Source organism: Synechococcus sp. MIT S1220, assembly GCF_047303025.1.
Lineage (GTDB): Bacteria > Cyanobacteriota > Cyanobacteriia > PCC-6307 > Cyanobiaceae > Parasynechococcus.
Window position 1 is genome coordinate 138,892 of record NZ_CP138939.1, and the last position, 19,602, is coordinate 158,493.

17 protein-coding genes and 1 riboswitch are annotated in these 19,602 nt (G+C 50.2%); of the genes, 6 read left to right on the plus strand and 11 right to left on the minus strand.

From position 1 onward, the window contains the following. Positions 1 to 4: 4 nt before the first annotated feature. Positions 5 to 190 (minus strand): NAD(P)H dehydrogenase subunit NdhS, encoded by a 186-nt coding sequence (locus SIB64_RS00765; RefSeq protein WP_413441447.1) that lies wholly within the window; start codon positions 188 to 190, stop codon positions 5 to 7. Positions 191 to 245: 55 nt separating this feature from the next. Between SIB64_RS00765 and rimM the strand changes: the two genes are divergently transcribed. Together rimM and SIB64_RS00775 are read left to right on the plus strand one after the other, a co-directional pair. Continuing rightward, positions 246 to 785, plus strand: coding sequence for a ribosome maturation factor RimM (gene rimM / locus SIB64_RS00770; RefSeq protein WP_413441448.1), 540 nt, complete (start codon positions 246 to 248; stop codon positions 783 to 785). A 74-nt stretch (positions 786 to 859) separates the two neighbouring features. Further along, positions 860 to 2,317, plus strand: coding sequence for a mannose-1-phosphate guanylyltransferase/mannose-6-phosphate isomerase (locus tag SIB64_RS00775; RefSeq protein ID WP_413441449.1), 1,458 nt, complete (start codon positions 860 to 862; stop codon positions 2,315 to 2,317). Here SIB64_RS00775 and glmS read toward each other — a convergent pair. After that, positions 2,304 to 4,196, minus strand: coding sequence for a glutamine--fructose-6-phosphate transaminase (isomerizing) (glmS, locus tag SIB64_RS00780; protein WP_413441450.1), 1,893 nt, complete (start codon positions 4,194 to 4,196; stop codon positions 2,304 to 2,306). The genes SIB64_RS00775 and glmS overlap by 14 nt on opposite strands. 62 nt (positions 4,197 to 4,258) lie before the next feature. Next, complete coding sequence (gene psaC, locus SIB64_RS00785) at positions 4,259 to 4,504, minus strand: photosystem I iron-sulfur center protein PsaC (protein WP_007099573.1); 246 nt, start codon at positions 4,502 to 4,504, stop codon at positions 4,259 to 4,261. Between the two features lie 141 nt (positions 4,505 to 4,645). Here psaC and acpP point away from each other — a divergent pair, with 141 nt between their 5' ends. The 4 genes from acpP to rfbF all read left to right on the plus strand — a co-directional run bounded on the left by acpP (position 4,646) and on the right by rfbF (position 9,125). After that, positions 4,646 to 4,888: an acyl carrier protein gene (gene acpP, locus SIB64_RS00790; RefSeq protein ID WP_413442808.1), complete on the plus strand. Its 243-nt coding sequence runs from the start codon at positions 4,646 to 4,648 to the stop codon at positions 4,886 to 4,888. Positions 4,889 to 4,896: 8 nt separating this feature from the next. Continuing rightward, a complete protein-coding gene (gene fabF / locus SIB64_RS00795) occupies positions 4,897 to 6,144 on the plus strand; it encodes a beta-ketoacyl-ACP synthase II (protein ID WP_413441451.1) in 1,248 nt (415 codons plus the stop codon). A gap of 52 nt (positions 6,145 to 6,196) precedes the next feature. Next, a complete protein-coding gene (gene tkt, locus SIB64_RS00800; RefSeq protein ID WP_413441452.1) occupies positions 6,197 to 8,209 on the plus strand; it encodes a transketolase in 2,013 nt (670 codons plus the stop codon). Between the two features lie 145 nt (positions 8,210 to 8,354). Then, positions 8,355 to 9,125, plus strand: coding sequence for a glucose-1-phosphate cytidylyltransferase (gene rfbF / locus SIB64_RS00805; RefSeq protein WP_413441453.1), 771 nt, complete (start codon positions 8,355 to 8,357; stop codon positions 9,123 to 9,125). Between the two features lie 364 nt (positions 9,126 to 9,489). Here the strand turns inward: rfbF and SIB64_RS00810 are convergent, their stop codons facing one another. The 8 genes from SIB64_RS00810 to SIB64_RS00845 all read right to left on the minus strand — a co-directional run bounded on the left by SIB64_RS00810 (position 9,490) and on the right by SIB64_RS00845 (position 19,545). Then, positions 9,490 to 10,254: a cephalosporin hydroxylase family protein gene (locus SIB64_RS00810; RefSeq protein WP_413441454.1), complete on the minus strand. Its 765-nt coding sequence runs from the start codon at positions 10,252 to 10,254 to the stop codon at positions 9,490 to 9,492. A gap of 26 nt (positions 10,255 to 10,280) precedes the next feature. Beyond that, entirely contained in the window at positions 10,281 to 11,075 is a 795-nt protein-coding gene (locus tag SIB64_RS00815; protein WP_413441455.1) for an NAD-dependent epimerase/dehydratase family protein, read from the minus strand. A 405-nt stretch (positions 11,076 to 11,480) separates the two neighbouring features. After that, complete coding sequence (locus SIB64_RS00820; protein ID WP_413441456.1) at positions 11,481 to 12,695, minus strand: methyltransferase domain-containing protein; 1,215 nt, start codon at positions 12,693 to 12,695, stop codon at positions 11,481 to 11,483. Beyond that, on the minus strand, positions 12,695 to 13,225 hold the full coding sequence (locus SIB64_RS00825) for a dTDP-4-dehydrorhamnose 3,5-epimerase family protein (protein WP_413441457.1): 531 nt from the start codon (positions 13,223 to 13,225) through the stop codon (positions 12,695 to 12,697). Before SIB64_RS00825 ends, SIB64_RS00820 begins: the two co-directional genes overlap by 1 nt. A gap of 350 nt (positions 13,226 to 13,575) precedes the next feature. Continuing rightward, the gene (locus SIB64_RS00830; RefSeq protein WP_413441458.1) at positions 13,576 to 14,784 is read right to left on the minus strand and encodes an NAD(P)/FAD-dependent oxidoreductase; all 1,209 of its coding nucleotides are present in this window, start codon (positions 14,782 to 14,784) and stop codon (positions 13,576 to 13,578) included. A 1-nt stretch (position 14,785) separates the two neighbouring features. After that, positions 14,786 to 15,844, minus strand: a complete 1,059-nt coding sequence (locus tag SIB64_RS00835; protein ID WP_413441459.1) for an SDR family oxidoreductase — start codon at positions 15,842 to 15,844, stop codon at positions 14,786 to 14,788. 1,504 nt (positions 15,845 to 17,348) lie between these two features. Next, complete coding sequence (gene thiC, locus SIB64_RS00840; RefSeq protein WP_413441460.1) at positions 17,349 to 18,749, minus strand: phosphomethylpyrimidine synthase ThiC; 1,401 nt, start codon at positions 18,747 to 18,749, stop codon at positions 17,349 to 17,351. Between the two features lie 48 nt (positions 18,750 to 18,797). After that, a riboswitch (TPP riboswitch) is annotated at positions 18,798 to 18,904 on the minus strand. 26 nt (positions 18,905 to 18,930) lie between these two features. Next, on the minus strand, positions 18,931 to 19,545 hold the full coding sequence (locus SIB64_RS00845; RefSeq protein ID WP_413441461.1) for a HEAT repeat domain-containing protein: 615 nt from the start codon (positions 19,543 to 19,545) through the stop codon (positions 18,931 to 18,933). Positions 19,546 to 19,602: the final 57 nt, after the last annotated feature.

Consider the following 19,602-nt stretch of genomic DNA (forward strand, 5'->3'; position numbering starts at 1 on the left):
ACACTCAGGCTGGTTGCAGGTCCTTGATCCGCATCGTCACCAACTTGTCCCAGTTGCCCCCTTCGAACAGCACCGCTGCACGATCACCGCTGATCCGTTGCACGAAACCGATATAGCCGTTGTAAATCGAGCGGGGATCCCGAACCGTGATGGTTGAACCGGGAAGGATCGGAGCTTCAGATGTCGCCATCACTCAGGCCTGGGCAGGTCTGCGGGCATTATCGGCAGAGCGGTCGCGTTTCGTCATGCCTGCTCCAGATTCCTTGGACTGGCTCAAGGTTGGCCGTGTCGTCGGAGCACAAGGGCTGAAAGGAGAGCTCAAAATCAACCCAAGCAGTGATTTCCCCGAGCGCTTCACCCAACCGGGCCCGCGCTGGCTGCAAGCCTCCAATGGCGGTTCTCCCAAGAAAATGGAACTAATCCGCGGCCGCCAACTGCCGGGTCGGTCGCTGTTTGTGGTTCGTCTTGAAGGCATCAACGACCGGGCAGCAGCGGAGACCCTGGTCGGTCAGGATTTCTTGGTCCATTCGGACGATCGACCCACCCTTCAGGAGGGTGAATTCCATCTGCTCGATCTGGTCGGTCTCGAAGTCCGGCTGAACGCGGAAGGGAGCAGTCTGGGCACAGTTCAGGATTTGATTTCGGCGGGGAACGACCTCCTTGAAATTCAACGTCCGGATGGCCGCACGCTTCTGGTGCCTTTTGTTGAAGCCATCGTGCCGGAAGTTCATCTCGATGAGGGCTGGCTGCTGGTGACTCCCCCGCCAGGGCTGCTCGAGCTCTAGGGCCTCATCAACCATGGCCCATCGACAGGAGAGGGGCGCTCGGGCGATCCTGGGTAACCCTGGTTACGGACAGCTTGGCCGCCACACCCCTGATCCCGGTGATCCTCTGCGGAGGAACAGGCACACGCCTGTGGCCATTATCCCGGGCCAGCTATCCAAAGCAGTACTGGCCACTCAGTGGTGGAGGCGATTCCACCCTCCTGCAGCAAACCCATCAACGCCTGAACGGTCTGGACGGCCTCGCTCCGCCGCTGCTGATCTGCAATGAAGACCATCGCTTCATCGTGGCGGAGCAGATGCGTCAGATCGGCATCGAACCGAATGCCATCCTGCTCGAGCCAATCGGACGCAACACGGCCCCGGCCGTCACCGTGGCAGCACTGCAGGCCACTGCGAACGGCGACGACCCCCTGCTCCTTGTGCTTGCCGCCGATCATCTAATCCGAGATGCCCGTCACTTCCGAGACGCGATTGAAGCTGGCCGCCAGCCCGCCGAGGAGGGGCGTCTGGTGACCTTTGGAATCGTTCCCACCGCCCCGGAGACGGGCTACGGCTACATCGAGGCTGCACAACCGTTCAACAACAGTCAACTGCTCGATGTGCCAATCGCCCGCTTCGTCGAAAAGCCCGACCGTGCCACAGCTGAGCAGTTTCTGGCCACAGGGCGTTTCACCTGGAACAGCGGCATGTTCCTGTTCCGCGCCAGCGCCATGCTGGCCGAATTGGAGCGACTCTCCCCGGAGGTGGTGAGTTGCTGCCGCGCGGCTCTGGAGCAAGACACCGCCGATCTTGAATTCCTGCGGCTTGAACGCGAAGCCTTCGCCAAATGCCCGAACGTCGCCATTGATGTGGCGGTGATGGAAAAAACGGAACTGGGCTCAGTGCTGCCGCTCGATGCCGGCTGGAGCGATGTGGGGAGCTGGAGTGCGCTTTGGGAAACGGGTGAGCGTGACCAGAACGGCAACGTGCTGCAAGGGCGAGTCATCTCAGAAGGCAGCCGCAACTGCTATCTGCGCAGCGAACATCGTCTGGTGGTGGGGCTTGGCGTCGAAGATCTTGTCGTCGTGGAAACCGACGATGCGGTCCTAATCGCGGACCGCTCCCAGGCACAGTCGATCAAAACCGTTGTGAAACAACTGGAAACTGATGGCAGCCCTGAGGGCAAGGCCCATCGCAAGATTTACCGCCCCTGGGGGGCCTACACGGGAGTGGTGGAAGACCACCGCTGGCAAGTGAAACGGATCAGCGTCAAGCCGGGAGCCAGCTTGTCGCTACAGATGCACCACCACCGGGCCGAGCATTGGGTCGTGGTTCGAGGAACGGCTCTGGTGGAACGCGATGGCGAAGAACAGCTGCTCGGCGAAAACCAGAGCACCTACATCCCGATGGGATGCAAACACCGTCTCTCCAATCCTGGAAAGATCCCCGTTGAACTGATCGAAGTTCAGAGCGGCGAATACCTCGGTGAAGATGACATCGTCCGTTTTGAAGACCGCTACGGCCGCAGTGATCTGCGCGTCACTCCACGGTGACGCTTTTCGCGAGGTTACGGGGCTGATCGACGTCCAGGCCCCGATGGGCCGCAATGTGATAGCTCAGTAACTGCATCGGCACGACGGTGAGCAGGGGACTGATCCATTCGCTCACATCCGGCACCGGCAGAAGTTCATCGAAGAGCTCTGTGTCGGGCCCTTCAGGTGCCACACCGATCAGCTGGGCATCACGGGCCTTCGCTTCCTGAGCGTTGCTGAGCACCTTCTCAAACACCTGACCGGGCACGGCGATGGAAACCACCGGCACGTGGGAGTCGAGCAAAGCGATCGGTCCATGCTTCATCTCCCCGGCGGGATAACCCTCGGCGTGGATATAGCTGATCTCCTTGAGTTTGAGGGCACCCTCAAGGGCGATGGGATAGTTGATGCCGCGACCGAGGAAGATCACATCCTGGGTTTCTGCGAAGCGGTGAGCAAAGGCTTCACAGCGCTGATCATGGAGATCGACCAATGTTTTCAGCTCTTTCGGCAGACGCCGCAACTCCTGCACCAAAGACGCGATCTCCGCAGGGGAACGGCTGCCTCGACGGGCGGCAAACGCCATGGTGAGGCTGTAGAAGGCCAGCAGTTGGCCCAGAAAGGTTTTGGTGGCAGCGACACCCACCTCGATTCCCGCACCAATGTCGAGAATGTGCGACACCTGGCGTGAGAGGGAACTTTCCGGGCGGTTGGTCACCCCAAGTTGACGAGAAGCATAGGCAGGATCACCGTGGACCTCGCGGCGCCGGGCTTCCATGGCCAAGGCTGCCAGCGTGTCGGCCGTTTCACCGGACTGGGTGACCCCCACCGTGAGCGTATGGGGTGCCAGTGGTGGGGGGGCGTAACGAAATTCACTGGCGTAATGGACTGCCGTGGGAATCCCCGCGAACTGCTCCAGCAGATGTCCCCCCACCAGTGCGGCATGACGGCTTGTGCCGCAGGCGAGGATTTCGATCCGTTCAATACCGGCATAGAAGGCCTCATCGAACGGCAGTGCCACTGGGTTGGCTTCCGTCAGTCCCGGAGGAAGGTGACGTGAGACCCAGAGCTCTGCGGTTTCAGGCTGCTCATGAATCTCCTTGAGCATGAAGTGGCGGTAGTTGCGTTTGTCCGCCACGTGATCGGCACCCGACAGCACCGATGGCATGCGTTGCTGCCGCCGTCCTTCAGCGTTGTACAACTCCACACCGAGAGGTGAGAGCAGCGCCACCTCGCCATCTTCCATCGGCAGGATCGTGCGCGTGAAGCCCGCCAAAGCCGGAGTGTCACTGGCACAGAGGAACTCTCCTTCACCGAGACCGATCAGCAATGGTGCGGCCCGTCTGGCGACCACCAGAGCGCCAGGGGCTTTGTCCCAAATCACAGCAAGGGCGTAGGCCCCCTGCAAACGGGGCAGCACGGACTGCACCGCGGTCAGCAGTTGTTCGGCCGGACGCTCCACTCCGTCAGCTCCGCAGCACTGAAGCGCTGCACCGATCAGATGGGGAATGACCTCGGTATCGGTCTCTGAGCGAAACACCACCCCAGCCCCCTCAAGCTCTTCGCGGAGGTTGCGATGGTTCTCAATGATGCCGTTCTGCACCACCGCCACAGCTCCATCTCCGCTGCGGTGGGGGTGGGCGTTGCGTTCCTCGGGCTTGCCGTGTGTCGCCCAGCGGGTGTGACCGATTCCACATTGACCGGGAGCACCCTCGCTGTCCACACGGGCAGTGAGATTGGCCAGCTTGCCGCTGGCCCGCAGGCAATGCAATTGCCCCGTGTCGGACTCAACCGTCGCGATTCCTGCGGAGTCGTACCCCCGGTATTCCAGCTGCCTCAAACCTTCGAGCAGCTGTGGTGCAGCCTCACGGGAGCCCACCAAAGCAACGATTCCGCACATACAAAAAGCCCGGCTATCGCCGGGCAGAGCTTATGGGGTCTTGGGATAAACGTTGAAGGACTTCAGTACGCCAGTCCCATGCTGCGGCTGGTCTCGTCTCCCAAATAGACGCGAATGCTCAGGAAGTCGGTGGGACATGCCGTTTCACATCGCTTGCAACCAACACAATCTTCAGTGCGTGGAGAGGATGCAATCTGCCCTGCCTTGCAGCCATCCCAGGGCACCATCTCAAGGACATCGAGAGGGCAGGCCCGGACGCACTGGGTGCAGCCGATGCAGGTGTCGTAGATCTTGACGGCGTGGGACATGCCCTGTGCTGATCGATGGCTTGGGTCCAAACGTACTTGCCATGACGCACCCTGTGGCGTGGGCCGTCACTGTTGTTAATGACGCCCAATCCATGGGTCTTAAGGCGTGCCCGTAGGATGCAGCGTCCCGTTGCCACGGCTATGTCCCAGGAAGCGATCCTCGAAAAAGTGCGGTCGATCGTTGCGGAGCAACTCAGCGTTGATGCTGCTGAGGTGAAGCCGGAATCCAACTTTCAGAACGACCTGGGCGCTGACTCCCTGGACACCGTTGAACTTGTGATGGCCCTGGAAGAAGCATTCGACATCGAAATCCCCGATGAAGCGGCCGAGGGCATCACCACCGTGGGCGATGCCGTCAAATACATCGAAGACAAGCAGGCCTGAGGAACGGCATGGTGGACGGTCTTCATCGCGTCGTGGTTACAGGGCTCGGCGCGGTTACACCGATCGGCAACACGGTTCAGGACTACTGGGATGGCATCACCTCCGGCAAGAACGGAGTCGAAGCCATCAGCCTGTTCGACGCGTCGTCTCATGCCTGCCGTTTTGCGGCGGAGGTGAAAGCGTTCAACCCGTCCGGATTGATTGAGCCCAAAGAGGCGAAGCGCTGGGATCGATTCTGCAAGTTCGGGGTGGTCGCGGCCAAGCAAGCGATTGCTGATGCCGGTCTATCGATCACAGATGCAAACGCAGAGCGAATCGGCGTGATCATTGGTTCAGGCGTCGGTGGTCTGCTGACCATGGAAACCCAGGCCCATGTGCTCGAAGGCAAGGGCCCCGGGCGGGTGAGCCCGTTCACGGTGCCAATGATGATTCCCAACATGGCGACTGGCTTGGCCGCCATCGCTCTCGGCACCAAGGGGCCGAGTTCAGCGGTCGCCACGGCTTGCGCCGCTGGATCCAACGCGATCGGTGACGCGTTTCGGCTGCTGCAGCTCGGCAAGGCCGATGCGATGGTTTGCGGAGGTGCTGAATCAGCGATCACTCCCCTCGGTGTGGCGGGTTTCGCAAGTGCGAAGGCGCTTTCGTTCCGCAACGACGACCCCGCAACGGCAAGCCGCCCCTTCGATGCCGAACGGGATGGCTTTGTGATCGGAGAAGGGGCCGGCGTCCTGGTGCTTGAGACGCTGGAGCATGCCCAGGCCCGCGGCGCCTCGATCCTTGGCGAAGTGATCGGTTACGGGATGACCTGTGACGCCCACCACATCACCTCACCAACCCCTGGCGGGGTCGGAGGGGCCGAAGCGATGCGACTGGCGATGAGCGATGCCGGAATCGACCCTTCCGAGGTGGATTACGTGAATGCCCATGGCACCAGCACTCCGGCGAACGACAAAAACGAGACATCTGCGATCAAAACTGCGCTGGGGGATCGTGCCCACCAGATTCCGGTGAGCTCCACCAAGTCGATGACCGGTCATCTGCTCGGTGGATCGGGCGGTATCGAGGCCGTAGCTTGCATTCTCGCGATCCAAAACGGTGTGGTGCCACCCACGATCAACCACAGCAATCCAGATCCTGACTGTGACCTGGATGTCGTACCGAACACCGCCCGGGATCACAAACTGACAACGGTGTTGTCCAACTCCTTTGGCTTCGGCGGTCACAACGTCTGCCTTGCCCTTCGACAGATGCGCTGAGCGGCGACGCCACTCCCATCGGTCAAACTCTTACCCAATTTCCTTTACAACCATGGTCGCTGCTCCCGCTTCTCTCGACACGCTCTGCATCAACAGCATTCGCTTCCTGGCGGTTGATGCGGTCAACAAGTCCAAGAGCGGGCATCCCGGCCTGCCCATGGGTTGTGCCCCCATGGGGTACACCCTGTGGGACAAATTCCTGAAGCACAACCCGAAGAATCCCAAGTGGTTCAACAGGGACCGCTTCGTGTTGTCAGCGGGCCATGGCTGCATGCTGCTTTACGCGCTGCTCCACCTCACCGGTTACGACTCGGTGACGATCGACGACATCAAAACCTTCCGCCAATGGGGCTCCAAGACCCCCGGCCACCCAGAAACCTTTGAGACTCCCGGGGTTGAAGTCACAGCCGGCCCCCTGGGCGCTGGTATTTCAAATGCGGTCGGCCTGGCAATCGCCGAATCCCATCTGGCGGCCAAATTCAACAAGCCCAATGCCACGGTTGTGGATCACTACACCTATGTGGTGATGGGTGACGGCTGCAACCAGGAAGGTGTGGCCTCCGAAGCCGCCTCCCTGGCGGGTCACCTGAAACTGGGCAAGCTGATTGCCCTGTACGACGACAATCACATCACCATCGATGGCCGCACGGATGTGTCCTTCACCGAAGACGTCCTGAAGCGCTACGAAGCCTATGGCTGGCATGTTCAGCATGTGGCCGACGGCAACACCGATGTGGATGCCATCGCCAAAGCGATCGAAGCGGCGAAAGCGGTCACAGACAAGCCATCGATCATCAAGATCACAACCACCATCGGATACGGCTCCCCGAACAAGGGCGACACAGCCGGGGTACACGGCGCCCCCTTGGGAGAAGAGGAAGCGGATCTGACCCGCAAGCAACTCGGTTGGAGCTACGGCCCCTTTGAAATACCTCAGGAGGCCTACGACCAGTTCCGGCAGGCCATCGATCGGGGCGCCAGCCTTGAGGCCGAATGGAACCAGACACTCGCCACCTATCGAACGCAGTACCCCAGCGAAGCTGCTGAATTCGAGCGAATGTTGCGCGGCGAGCTCCCTGAAGGATGGGACAAGGACTTACCGAGCTACACCGCCGACGACAAGGGTCTGGCCACCCGCAAACATTCCCAGATCTGCCTGGGCGCCCTCGGACCAAACCTGCCTGAACTCATCGGCGGCTCCGCCGACCTCACCCACTCCAACTACACAGACATCAAGGGTGAAACCGGTTCTTACCAGCCGGAAACCCCTGAGAAGCGCTATTTGCACTTCGGTGTGCGGGAGCACGCCATGGCCGCCGTGCTCAACGGCATCGCGTACCACGACAGCGGCTTGATCCCCTACGGCGGAACCTTCCTGGTGTTTGCTGATTACATGCGTGGCTCCATGCGCCTATCGGCGCTGAGCGAGCTCGGTGTGATCTATGTGCTCACCCACGATTCCATCGGTGTGGGAGAGGACGGCCCGACCCACCAGCCAATCGAGACCATTCCCTCGCTTCGTGCCATGCCGGGGATGCTGGTGTTCCGTCCCGGCGACGGAAACGAGACAACAGGGGCCTACAAGATCGCCATCACCAACCGCAAGCGCCCCAGCTCCCTCTGCCTCAGCCGTCAAGGGATGGCCAACCAGACCAACTCCTCAGCAGACAAGGTGGCCCTGGGCGGTTACATCCTCGAGGACTGTGATGGAACGCCCGATCTGATCCTGATCGGCACCGGCACCGAACTGGATCTCTGCGTTCAGGCAGCCAAGCAGCTCACAACTGAAGGCAAGAAGGTCCGCGTTGTTTCGATGCCTTGCGTCGAACTTTTCGACGAGCAGAGCGACGCCTACAAGGAAGAAGTACTGCCCAATGCCGTCCGTAAGCGGATTGTGGTGGAGGCCGCTGAATCCTTCGGTTGGCACCGCTTCATCGGTCTCGATGGAGACAGCATCACGATGAACCGCTTCGGGGCCTCAGCTCCAGGCGGAACCTGCATGAAGGAATTCGGCTTCACCGTTGAAAACGTGGTGGCCAAGTCCAAGGCACTTCTAGTGGAATAATTGTTAAATCCGTTTTTATCGAAGATAAAAGCCTTGCACCCAAGCAAGGCTTCTCCCCAATCAATTCGTGTCGCAAATACCATAAAATCTAAAAACATTACAAAATTTTGAAACTATTGTTTGCAGCATCGGAACCAATCAAATCATGAAAGCGGTAATCCTTGCTGGCGGCTACGGCACCAGATTAGCTGAAGAGACTTATTTGAGGCCAAAACCAATGGTAGAGATTGGAGGAAAACCAATACTTTGGCATATTTTAAAAATCTATAGCTCATACGGAATTAACGAATTCGTAATTTGCTGTGGTTACAAAGGTTATATGATCAAAGAATATTTTGCGAATTATTTCCTCCACACAAGTGACGTAACATTTCACATGGACGTCAACCGAATGGAGATCCACAAACAAAAAGCAGAGCCGTGGAAAGTCACACTGGTTGATACTGGGGAGAAAACATTGACAGGGGGGAGGTTGGCACGCGTCCGCGAATATATTCAAGACACTTTCTGCTTCACCTATGGCGATGGAGTGGCAAACGTAGATATTAGGGCCTTAATTGAAAACCATAAACAAGCAGGAAAACAAGCTACGCTAACAGCGGTTCAGCCCCCAGGAAGATACGGAGCAATTAAAACGAATGATAATTTAGTAAGTCATTTCCAAGAAAAACCAGTTGGAGATGGAGGCTGGATCAATGGGGGATTTTTCGTTTTAGAGCCAAATTCACTTGACCACATAAAGGACGATTGGTGCAGCTGGGAAGAAAAACCTTTAAAAACTTTAGCGAAAAAACAAGAACTAAACGCCTTCTTTCACAATGGATTCTGGCAACCAATGGATACATTGCGTGATCAACAAAAACTAGAACAACTATGGGCCGATGGCCAAGCGCCATGGAAAACCTGGGACCAATAGCCCAATGATAAATAACTTCGCGTCATCAAATAATTTATTAACTAAAATGATGCGCGCCATATCGAAAATGATTACTTTGAATAATCTTGAAGAGGCTCAAGAAAATATGTCCAAGCTGTCGAGAAAGCAGTGGCCACCGTTTCCAATCAAAAACCCAGTTCCAATCAAAAACCCAGTTCCAATCAGAAACCCAGTTTTACGATTTTATATGGAAAATAAACCCTTTAACAGAGCAAATCGGCTTCAACCAAAACACTAAGAACATAACCAACTTGAAAAATTCACCGGAAAATATACAAATTTTAGAAAGATAATTTACACTCGCAAAAAGCGAGCACTTTGAAAACAACAGATATGAAAAAATTCAATTAATTTGTTTCCGCAAAAAAGCTTTTGGCCAATATGTTACACGATTAGAAATACTTCCTTCATTGAAAACTCTGGCAGGCTCAACGCATTCAAAATCAGGGTGATATTGGAGAAACTCCTTTACAGCGCTTAGAGGATTGTCCCAAGACCAATGTTCAGCAGTACGTGGTGCCCCTACTAACTGCTGCATAATCCCATCGCAAGCGACAATGTAGCTACCGGGACTAACCAAGGCTGAATACGCCTCTAACTCCGCAAGAACATGATCCTTAGAGTGATTACTATCAAGAAGAACAAGAACAGTCTCAGAAGCGCCTATTTGATCCTTAACAGATTGAACAACTACATGATCAATAGAACTGCCTTCAACCAAATAGATCAAAGGGCTAAGACGATGCTCTTCAATGGCTGTACGATTGTGCGAACGGATTTCAATATCAATTCCTATCACACGACCTTTTCCAATAGAGGCACATAGGCTTGCATAAAAAACAAGAGAACCTCCATGAGCAACACCCGTTTCCACAATAACATCTGGTTTTATATCGTAGATCACTTCTTGAACTCGCAACATGTCCTCAGGGAGTTGAATGACTGGACGTCCTAACCAGCTAAAGCTATACACATATTTTGTATCCCAACCCACTCTTAACCAAGCCTTACTTACAAGATCAAAAGCTTTTGGATCATCAAGAGAAAACTCATGGCCCTGAAACCTCACTATTCCTGCGGATTCATCGTACTCGAACTGTAGAGTCATTTGATTGAGATAATAAAAATTCCGGACTAACTAAAAGGACATGATGGCGATTCAAATTCTGCGCTTAATCGATCAATTACAAGAGGAGAAAAGCTTAGTCCATTTCTGGTCTCATTTCGAGAGGCAAAACGAACGTTTACACCTTGCCTCATTAGCCACAACGCAACCTCCCTATGGGATGAATTTCGATCACTTCCCAAATTGTAAATACGCTGGCGACCCCGCTCAGCAATCGCTGGTAGTAATCTTACTACGTCATCCAACGCAACGTAATTCTTGGATGTATCTTCTGGCTGCACAATGGTCGCCGACCCCTTAGCAGTGGCCTCTGCAAGAAGAGCTCCAAGGAAAGTATTGGGAGGCTGTCCAGGACCAACAACATTACTAAGTCTTACAACTTTTAATCCAGGACGAGAATCCTGTAGAAGCAAAGCCTCGCCTAAAAGCTTAGAAATATTATAAATATCCGATGGATCAGAGCTTAAGCAAGGTAATATAGTGGTCTCACTTGTATCTAAGGCTCGTGCATACACACGAGTTGAAGATAGCAAAACAAGCTTCTCAATGCCAGGCCTCCGCAATACTTGACTGAGTAACGACACGTGGGCTTCGACAGTTTCATGAGGCCTGTGTCGAAAATCTGATGTAAGACCAATGGTATAAATGACAGGACCATAGGAATCATGATTCGACAACCAATCAGACAAACTTTTACGAGTAATAGCTCTAACCGATCTTCCCTGGCCCTTTAGCTCAGCAACTAACGCTGAACCTATCCAACCTTTGGCCCCTAAGACGGTTATGGAGTTTTCAGTAGTCATTGTACTAAATTATAAATAAAAACATAATCAACTATAGCAACCCAAGGGAATCCCATGTAAATCAAAAACACTTATCTAGGCATCTCGTCTCTATGCCAAGGAAGTAAGAGAGGTCCTGTGCCTTGAAGGCATCAAATCAAAATTTTATCCTATAGCTTTTAAATTTATTCAAGTTACCCGATTCAATAAATTAGCCGTAAATTATTTTTTTATGCAAGGCTATTTCTAAGACACAAATGAATCGCATAGATCAAGACGTGAAATAAATTTTTATCACTAAGTGTTCCAATGCATCCTTCTCGCCTGGGTTATTAATTTTTTAGGGATAAAATCGACATCACTAGTATCTCATTAGAAATAGAAGGAAAATTTCAATTAATGTCATTTATCTGGACTTGCAGATTGTTAAGTGCCGGACCATATTCGGAGATCAGGTATAGCAGTCACTAATTGTTTGCCAGGGAATTGGCTCCTTAGCTCATCCATCAGATTCCAAGGAAGTATTAGAAGTGAATCAAAAGTCTCAGTTGAGAGCTGCTCGGGACTTATAATAGGTATGTGATTACCAGGAAGAAATTTACCTTGCTTACTGGAAGCACGGTCAGCTACGGCAGGAAGGAGATCAGAACGAATTCCGGCATAATTGAGGAGTGTATTACCCTTGGCTGCTGCTCCATAACCAAGTACACGTCTGCCTTGACGTTTAGATTTTAAGAGAAATTCCAATAGATCATTTTTGGCGGCTTCAGCTCGTTGCTGAAAACCTAAATAAGCCTCAACAGTTTCAAGACCCGCAGCATCTTCTGCAGCCAGAACAGCTCTCATTCCCGGAGAAAAGTCTTTAGGAATGCTATCTTGGTGTGCAAGCCAAACCCGAAGGCTGCCCCCATGGGTGGGCAGCTGCTCGACGTCTACAACAATAAGACCAGCGGCTGCAGCGATGCGCATAACTACATGCAAACTTAAATAGCTATAATGCTCATGATAGATTGTATCAAATTGATTACCTAAGAGTAATCGAAGCAAATGTGGAAACTCTATTGAAGCGAGTCCTTTAGGCTTAAGAATCCTAGAAATGCCAGCAACAAAATCATTAATATCGGGGACATGCGGTAAGACATTATTTGCAACAACTAAATCTGCAGGCTCAAGTTGTTCAGCAAGTGCAACCCCGAAGAAACGTTCGATTGTCTCGATGCCCTTTGCTCGTGCGACCTCAGCCGTGGAATGGGTGGGCTCTATCCCAAGGCAAGGTATACCCAGATCTTTAACGTATTGCAATAAGTAGCCGTCATTTGATGCCAGCTCTACCACATAACTCTTAGGCCCAAGGCTCAAGCGCTCCACCGCTGCGTTTACAAATCGTTTGGCGTGGATGCACCAGCTAGTAGATGTACTCGAAAAGTAAGCGTAATCAGCAGTAAATAGTTCATCTGCGGAAGAGTGTGCCGGTAGCTGTACTAACCAGGAAGTTGTACAAACAAATACCTTTAGCGGATAGGTTGTCTCAGGCAGCTTCAGCTGATCAGGCCTGAGATAAGCGTTGCTAGGTGGTTGGTGGCCAAGATCAATCACTTCATGAGTGAGAGGCAAACAAGAGTAGCGACAGTAATGGGACATCAGGTCGAGAGAAAAGAAAGGCTGCGATCGCGAGGACTCATGTCAGAGACTGGCAAGGGCCAAGGAATAGCCAAATGGGGGTCATCCCATCGCACACCAGTTTCAGACTCCGGTACCCAGCGACCAGAATGCAAATAAAGGATTTCGCTTCCGGGTTCAAGGACCTGGAAACCATGGGCAAAGCCTTCTGGGATGAATAGAGCATTCCCGCAACAAGGGCTTAGCTCTATCGCATGCCATCGACCATATTGGGTGGAAGAGTCCCTAAGATCAACAGCAACATCCCAAACCCGCCCCTTGAGACAACGCACCAGCTTTGCTTCGCTATTTGGGAAGGCTTGCAAATGCAGCCCCCTTATTGTTCCAACCTCATCTGTACGGCTCAGATTCACCTGAGAGATGGTACGATCGCCCCAACATTTTTTAAAGATGTCTTCCTGTGCACGAAAAGCATTTAAAAAAGCGCCTCTAGAATCTATAAATTCAACACTAACCAACTCGAAGAGTCCATTAATTGGGGTTCTGCGCAACTCAAAGCTCATAAGCCTTCACTCTTGAATTAAAATTTTTCATAAGTGTATAATTAGCCATAGAACAATACACCCCTCGCTCGCAAGACCCAAACCAAGACATAATTTTTTTCATATATGCGGATTTGACCGCTGCAACCTTTGACAATCAAATACTACACTCCTCAAGACACTTCTAATAAGTAGGCCATTAAAGATGACTTTACTATTAATTACAGCCACAACTTCCAGAGTCAATTAAACAGACAGCGAAGACATTCACCGAAGAAAACCTTTACAAGTCCTGGACAACTTTCAGATAAATCACAAGAAATAAAATGGCCGGAGCACTTAGACGGTCATTGAAAATATTATTTCAAACGGGTCAACTTTTGAGAGACTCTTTCGCTAATAAATCTCGAAGTCTTGAAGCAACAGGTCCAGGCTGGAGAAATGCAATTCAAAAGGTGAATAGAATTATCAGTTTCTTTGACAACGAAATCAGATACCAAAGTTTTATTACTCTTGTCGAAAAGCTGAGCTCGTATACCAGGACTATACCAATCAAAATCTTCAGGGGTAAGCTTAGCATTAAGAAGACTATTGGCTGAATTTAATATTTGAGTTTTAGCTAAATACTTCAACTCACGCCATGCTAGATCCCGAAATCCAAATGTATTCTGAAAAAAAAGCGAAATATGAAGAGGAAGCACCTCCATAAAATCGCCAAAAGTAATTCCTTGAAAAAGCGAATAGTTTTCGGGGCTAATTACTGGTATTGCGGTCGGACCTAGCTTCAAAAAATTATCAAAAGTTAGAGTTGTATGAACACCTAAAAATGTCTGCTTTAGACTTGGAACTGGATAAATATGCCTTGCAAAACTTTTTGACTTCCGCTTGCTTTTTAGATATAAACCTTTGAAAGGCAAGATTGCATAATCTGTATCAAGCCCAGCTCTATGTGCTAATTTCAATGAATATCCACCCGCAGCATTGATCAAAAAATCAAAAGGAATAATGCCTCCTTTTTTTGAAGCAATAGACTCTTCTTTAATCACACAAACCTCAAAATTAAATATAAATTCAACACCTCTGTCTTTACATTCTCTGACAAGTGAGTTCAGCAAATGCTTCGGTGAAGCGCTCCAAGTATTGGGTGACCACAAAAACTTTTTAAACGTTTTTGCAAGTGGTTCGATTTTATGAAGATATTCAGCGTTTAATAATTCTAATTTTGCACCATTTGCAAGTCCCCGTTGATACAACTCACGCAAAATCAACCCTTCATCTTCATTTTTAGCAACAACGACCTTACCGCAACGATTTACTGGTATTTCATTTCGCCTACAATAATCGCGCATTATTTTATTTGCTTCCGAACAAAATCTACCTCTAAAAGAGTTTGGATCATAATAGAAGCCAGCATGAATTACTCCACTATTTCTAGTAGAAGAATGCATGCCAAGATGGGTTTCTTTTTCAATCACACTTATTTGACTGAACTGACTGGAAAAGGAAAGCTCTCGGGCAATAGCAATGCCTACAATTCCTCCACCAATAATTACCAACTTATTGCCCATATCAATAATTAAGCCATCTTAGATCGCTTGATAAAGTGTTGCTATCAATCAACTTTTTGATGTGCACCAACCTAACCATATAACTCGTCCTTATATTAACATTGTCTAGATTCAAAGAACCAGTCACTTGAATAAGTTCATTTATTGTGGTTTCAATTGATTTTGAAGGATAAAAAGAACCAGATATTGATTTGTAAAGTGAAAAATCTACTTTGTAAGAGCGCTTGTCAGCAGGAGCATCTTGATTTATTTGAACTTTACAGCCACCAACTAAATCTGCAACCAAGCAAGCCAATTGCTTGACAGTAAAATTCCAGGAGTTTGAACCTATATTAATTTTCAAGTGATTCTTACCAGTATTAGCTGTGACTTCATAATCTATAGCCCAAGCAATAGCCTTACACATTTCTTCTACATCAATTAGAGGTCGCCATGGGCTACCATCGCTTAGAACTGTTATTTTTTTGTGAGCGACTGCACAAGCTACAAAATCATTAAGAACTAAATCAAGCCTCAAACGATCAGACTTTCCACAAGCAGTTGAAAATCTAAGAAAGATGAATTCCATTTCTGCGTTAGAATAATATGTGGAAAGATAACTTTCGCATTCTATTTTTGATCGAGCATATGCAGTTAGTGGATTAGTTTTGTCAGACTCAATTTTCGCACTGTTGCCGCCATCACCATATATACTACAACTAGAAGCTAATATATACTTTTTGACGCCATTTTTAAGGCACAATTCTGCTAGGCGAATATTTGCTTCATAATTAATATCTCTTGTAGCAATTTCAAAATTGTTACCTATTGGATCATTCGATACAGCAGCCAATGCAACAACAACATCAACCCCTTCAAGATGTTCTTTTCGAATATCACGAACATCAAGATTATATTGAACGTCATAGCAAGTATCTCCAATCCTCCCATTGGCCGTTATGCATCCTAAAAATATTCCTGTGTCTAGTCCGCAAAGGAATAATCCGGAACGCCATTCTTTTAATTGTTTCCCAAGTTCTGTTCCAATGTAACCTTGATTGCCTGTGACAAGAATTTTCACTTTTTAGCAAATGAAAGGATTTTGGCTCTCTAACAGAGCCTCTGGATTTGATCTTACTCCCCAAGGCTTTGAGCAATATTTCGGAGTATCCCTTGAAACCCACAGTTAGCGAAAAAAAGTCCAAAATGTCTTGAGAACCCAGTGGATGTGTGTTATGAAAGATTTTAGATCGTATATTACAAAAAAATATCACCTGAGATTGTTCCTTTTTTTAATTTACTAATTTATAGTCTTATTTGTAATGTCTTTCTATAATAAATTGAAGCATTGAATTACAATTGTATACAAAAATCTATATAAAAATTAAATCGTCAAAGACTTAATAATCGTCTTAAACATCTATAATAAATGAGTGAGGAATGCAAAATATTTCATTTTACACGCCAATGATAAAGCAAGTCTCACTCACAACAACTCAAGACTGAAAGCAAACACCAACTATGGCTGCGTTTCTTGAAAAAATCTAAGATTTAAGGTAAAATTTTATTTTAACATTACTCATTACGGGCAAAAGTCCCTCGCAAGATCAATTTAGAAATAATTACTTTAGATCTGCCACTAATTTCTTGCCTAGAAATGAAATTAAGACTGTAATCAAATCTTAGAAAAGTTGTCCTGCAGCTTATCATCGGGGTTTTGGCAACATAAATATTATGCTTTACACTACATTAATATTCTTTAGATTTGCCATATACTTATACCATTGACAAAATTATATCCTTTATAGACCAAACCACAAGATAATAAGAATAAGGAAAGATTCATAATTTTTTTATTTACTTCAAAGAAATGATCAAAAAATACGTAGCCGGGGAACGGGTATCTTATGTCCGTATATCTTTACTAGCAGCATTATTCCTTGAATCAATTCATAAGTTGATAATTCCTGAAAACGTTTACCCAAAAATTTCAACAGTAAACTTTTAGTTAAATCGCAAAATTTCATTATCTGCATATAGATTTCTCTTGCTATTAAATGCTGTCTAATTACAAGGCTACTCAGAAAAATCTAAAAAATAAAGCTTGAGAGAATCATAAAAAAATTTATTTAAAAAATATAATCATTACGCTAGATTATTAATCATGCCATAATCAAAACCACTCAAAAGAGCTATCAAAATTGATTTACGTGTTATATTTGAAATCAATTCCGTTGATTGACTTAAAAATGACAAATTGAATGAAGATTCTAAATTTCATTTGATATCATAAAAACTCTCTTTGTAGCGTTAATGCTTTCATCAACAAAAGCGAGAGGTGGATGTTGGTGCGGTGTTAGCCATTGCAAAGGCAGACTAGGGAAGACTTTCAAAAAGATCGATTAATAAATTATCGAAAACTTTAAATTTAATTTCCAACTTAAATACTGCCCTTATTTTATCAAGCATTTATAAGTAAATAATCTATGTTCAACCGATCAAAAAAGGCAGTTTGCTCTATAAAAAGTGCAAATCCAGGGAATTGATGCAACACATAACCCAAGGCTGTTTATGAGCTTGATTATTCAGTCAAGCTTGTCCAACTTGACCGGCGTCAGCTCAGCCGCACCCTTGGATTCCAGCACCTTCTCCAGGCCTTCGAGATCCTCATCCGTGATCTTGGTCTGCATCGGGCAGTGCTTCGGTCCGCACATTGAGCAAAACTCGGCCTGTTTGTAGATGTCGGCCGGCAGCGTTTCATCGTGATACTCCTTGGCCCGCTCAGGATCCAAAGACAGCTCGAACTGCTTGTTCCAATCGAAGGCGTAACGGGCCCTGCTGAGCTCATCATCACGATCGCGGGCACCAGGGCGATGTCGTGCGATGTCGGCGGCGTGAGCAGCGATCTTGTAAGCGATTAAGCCCTCCCTCACATCCTCGGCGTTGGGCAGACCCAGGTGCTCCTTCGGGGTCACATAGCAGAGCATCGCCGTGCCATGCCAACCCGCCATGGCGGCACCGATCGCCGAAGTGATGTGGTCGTAACCCGGAGCGATGTCGGTGACCAATGGGCCCAGCACATAAAAGGGCGCTTCATTGCACTCCTCCATCTGTTTTCTCACGTTGAACTCGATCTGATCCATCGGCACATGGCCAGGGCCCTCCACCATCACCTGAACGTCATGCCTCCAGGCGCGGCGGGTGAGGTCACCCAGGGTCTTGAGCTCAGCGAGTTGCGCTGCATCGGAAGCGTCGTGCTGACAGCCAGGGCGCAGGGAATCACCCAAAGAGAAGGTGCAGTCGTAACGCTTGAAGATCTCGCAGATGTCGTCGAAACGGGTAAAAAGGGGGTTCTGCCGGTGGTGATACAGCATCCACTGCGCCAGGATGCCGCCTCCGCGGCTGACGATGCCGGTGATCCGGCCCTTCACCTTGGGAAGGTGCTCAATCAGCAGGCCAGCATGGATGGTCTGGTAATCAACGCCCTGCTGGCAGTGCTTCTCGATAATGTGCAGGAAATCATCCTCATCGAGCTTCTCGATCGAGCCGTGCACACTCTCGAGCGCCTGATACACCGGAACGGTGCCAATCGGCACCGGTGAGGCCTCAATGATCGCGGTGCGGACCTCATCCAGGTTCACGCCTCCGGTGGAGAGGTCCATCACCGTGTCGGCGCCATACTTCACTGCCAGCCTCAGCTTGTTCACCTCTTCCGCCGCATCGGAGGCATTAGGGGAAGCGCCGATATTTGCGTTCACCTTGCACTTGCTGGCGATGCCGATCGCCATCGGCTCGAGGTTCGTGTGATTGATGTTCGCCGGGATGATCATCCGCCCACGCGCCACTTCCTCCATCACGAGTGACTCAGGCAGGTTCTCGCGTTTGGCCACATGAAGCATCTCCTCCGTCACCATCCCCTGCCGGGCGTAATGAATTTGGGAAACGTTCGCCTGTCCCGTCCGGGAGGACACCCAAGCAGCGCGCATGATCAAAGTTGCGATGGTGAGTCCAGGGGCGGCGGCTCAGGCCTGTGTGATCACGGATGGTCACTTCCCTTCGCCGGCATGACCCGGTTCAGGTTCCGAGGGTGTGATCTCAGCCCGTCCGCTTTAAAAAAACGGGGGCACCCCTAGTGATGCTTGAAAACTAGCAATCACGCTCGAGATGTCAGGTCTGCAGTCCGTTCAAAGCAGCTGCCACCACCCGGTGATCACCGTCCTGCTGGAGAGATTGCAGCAGGGAGCGCGAGTCTCTCCCTAGATCTCCCACCGATGCTTCCCGCACAAGCCGACCCAGGATCTCGGCGCCACTGACCCGAACGGTGCCGTCTGCATCCTTGATCGCCACCTGGGCCAACTCGTACAGCCACTTGAGGTCGATCTCCTGCTGTTCGGCGAAGGCGGACAGGATGCTGCAACGCACCAACCAGGCCTGATCAACTGTGAACACATCCTTCAGCAGGGGCCAAGCGCGCTGCACGCCATTACTGACCAGGGCATTCGCGGCTTCAGCACGCACATTGGGATCAGCGTCCGCCTGAACCAAACGACTCAGCACGGTCCACCCCTCCTCGCTCTGCTTGTATCCCAGCCCGCTGCAACTGAGCGATCGCACCAAAAAAGGAGTCTGTTCAGTACCAAGAACCAGCAAGGGCACGGCGTCCTCGGCAGAACAAAAGCGAAGCTGCGTGATCGCCGGCATGGCCTGGAGAGGGTCTCCGCTACCGATCGCCTCGCGCAAGGCTTCAAGATCGGGATGTTGATCCTCTGGGGATTGGGTCATGAATTAAGGATGCAACGGATGCAAGTACATCACGACAACATCAAATGGCTCGTTCAG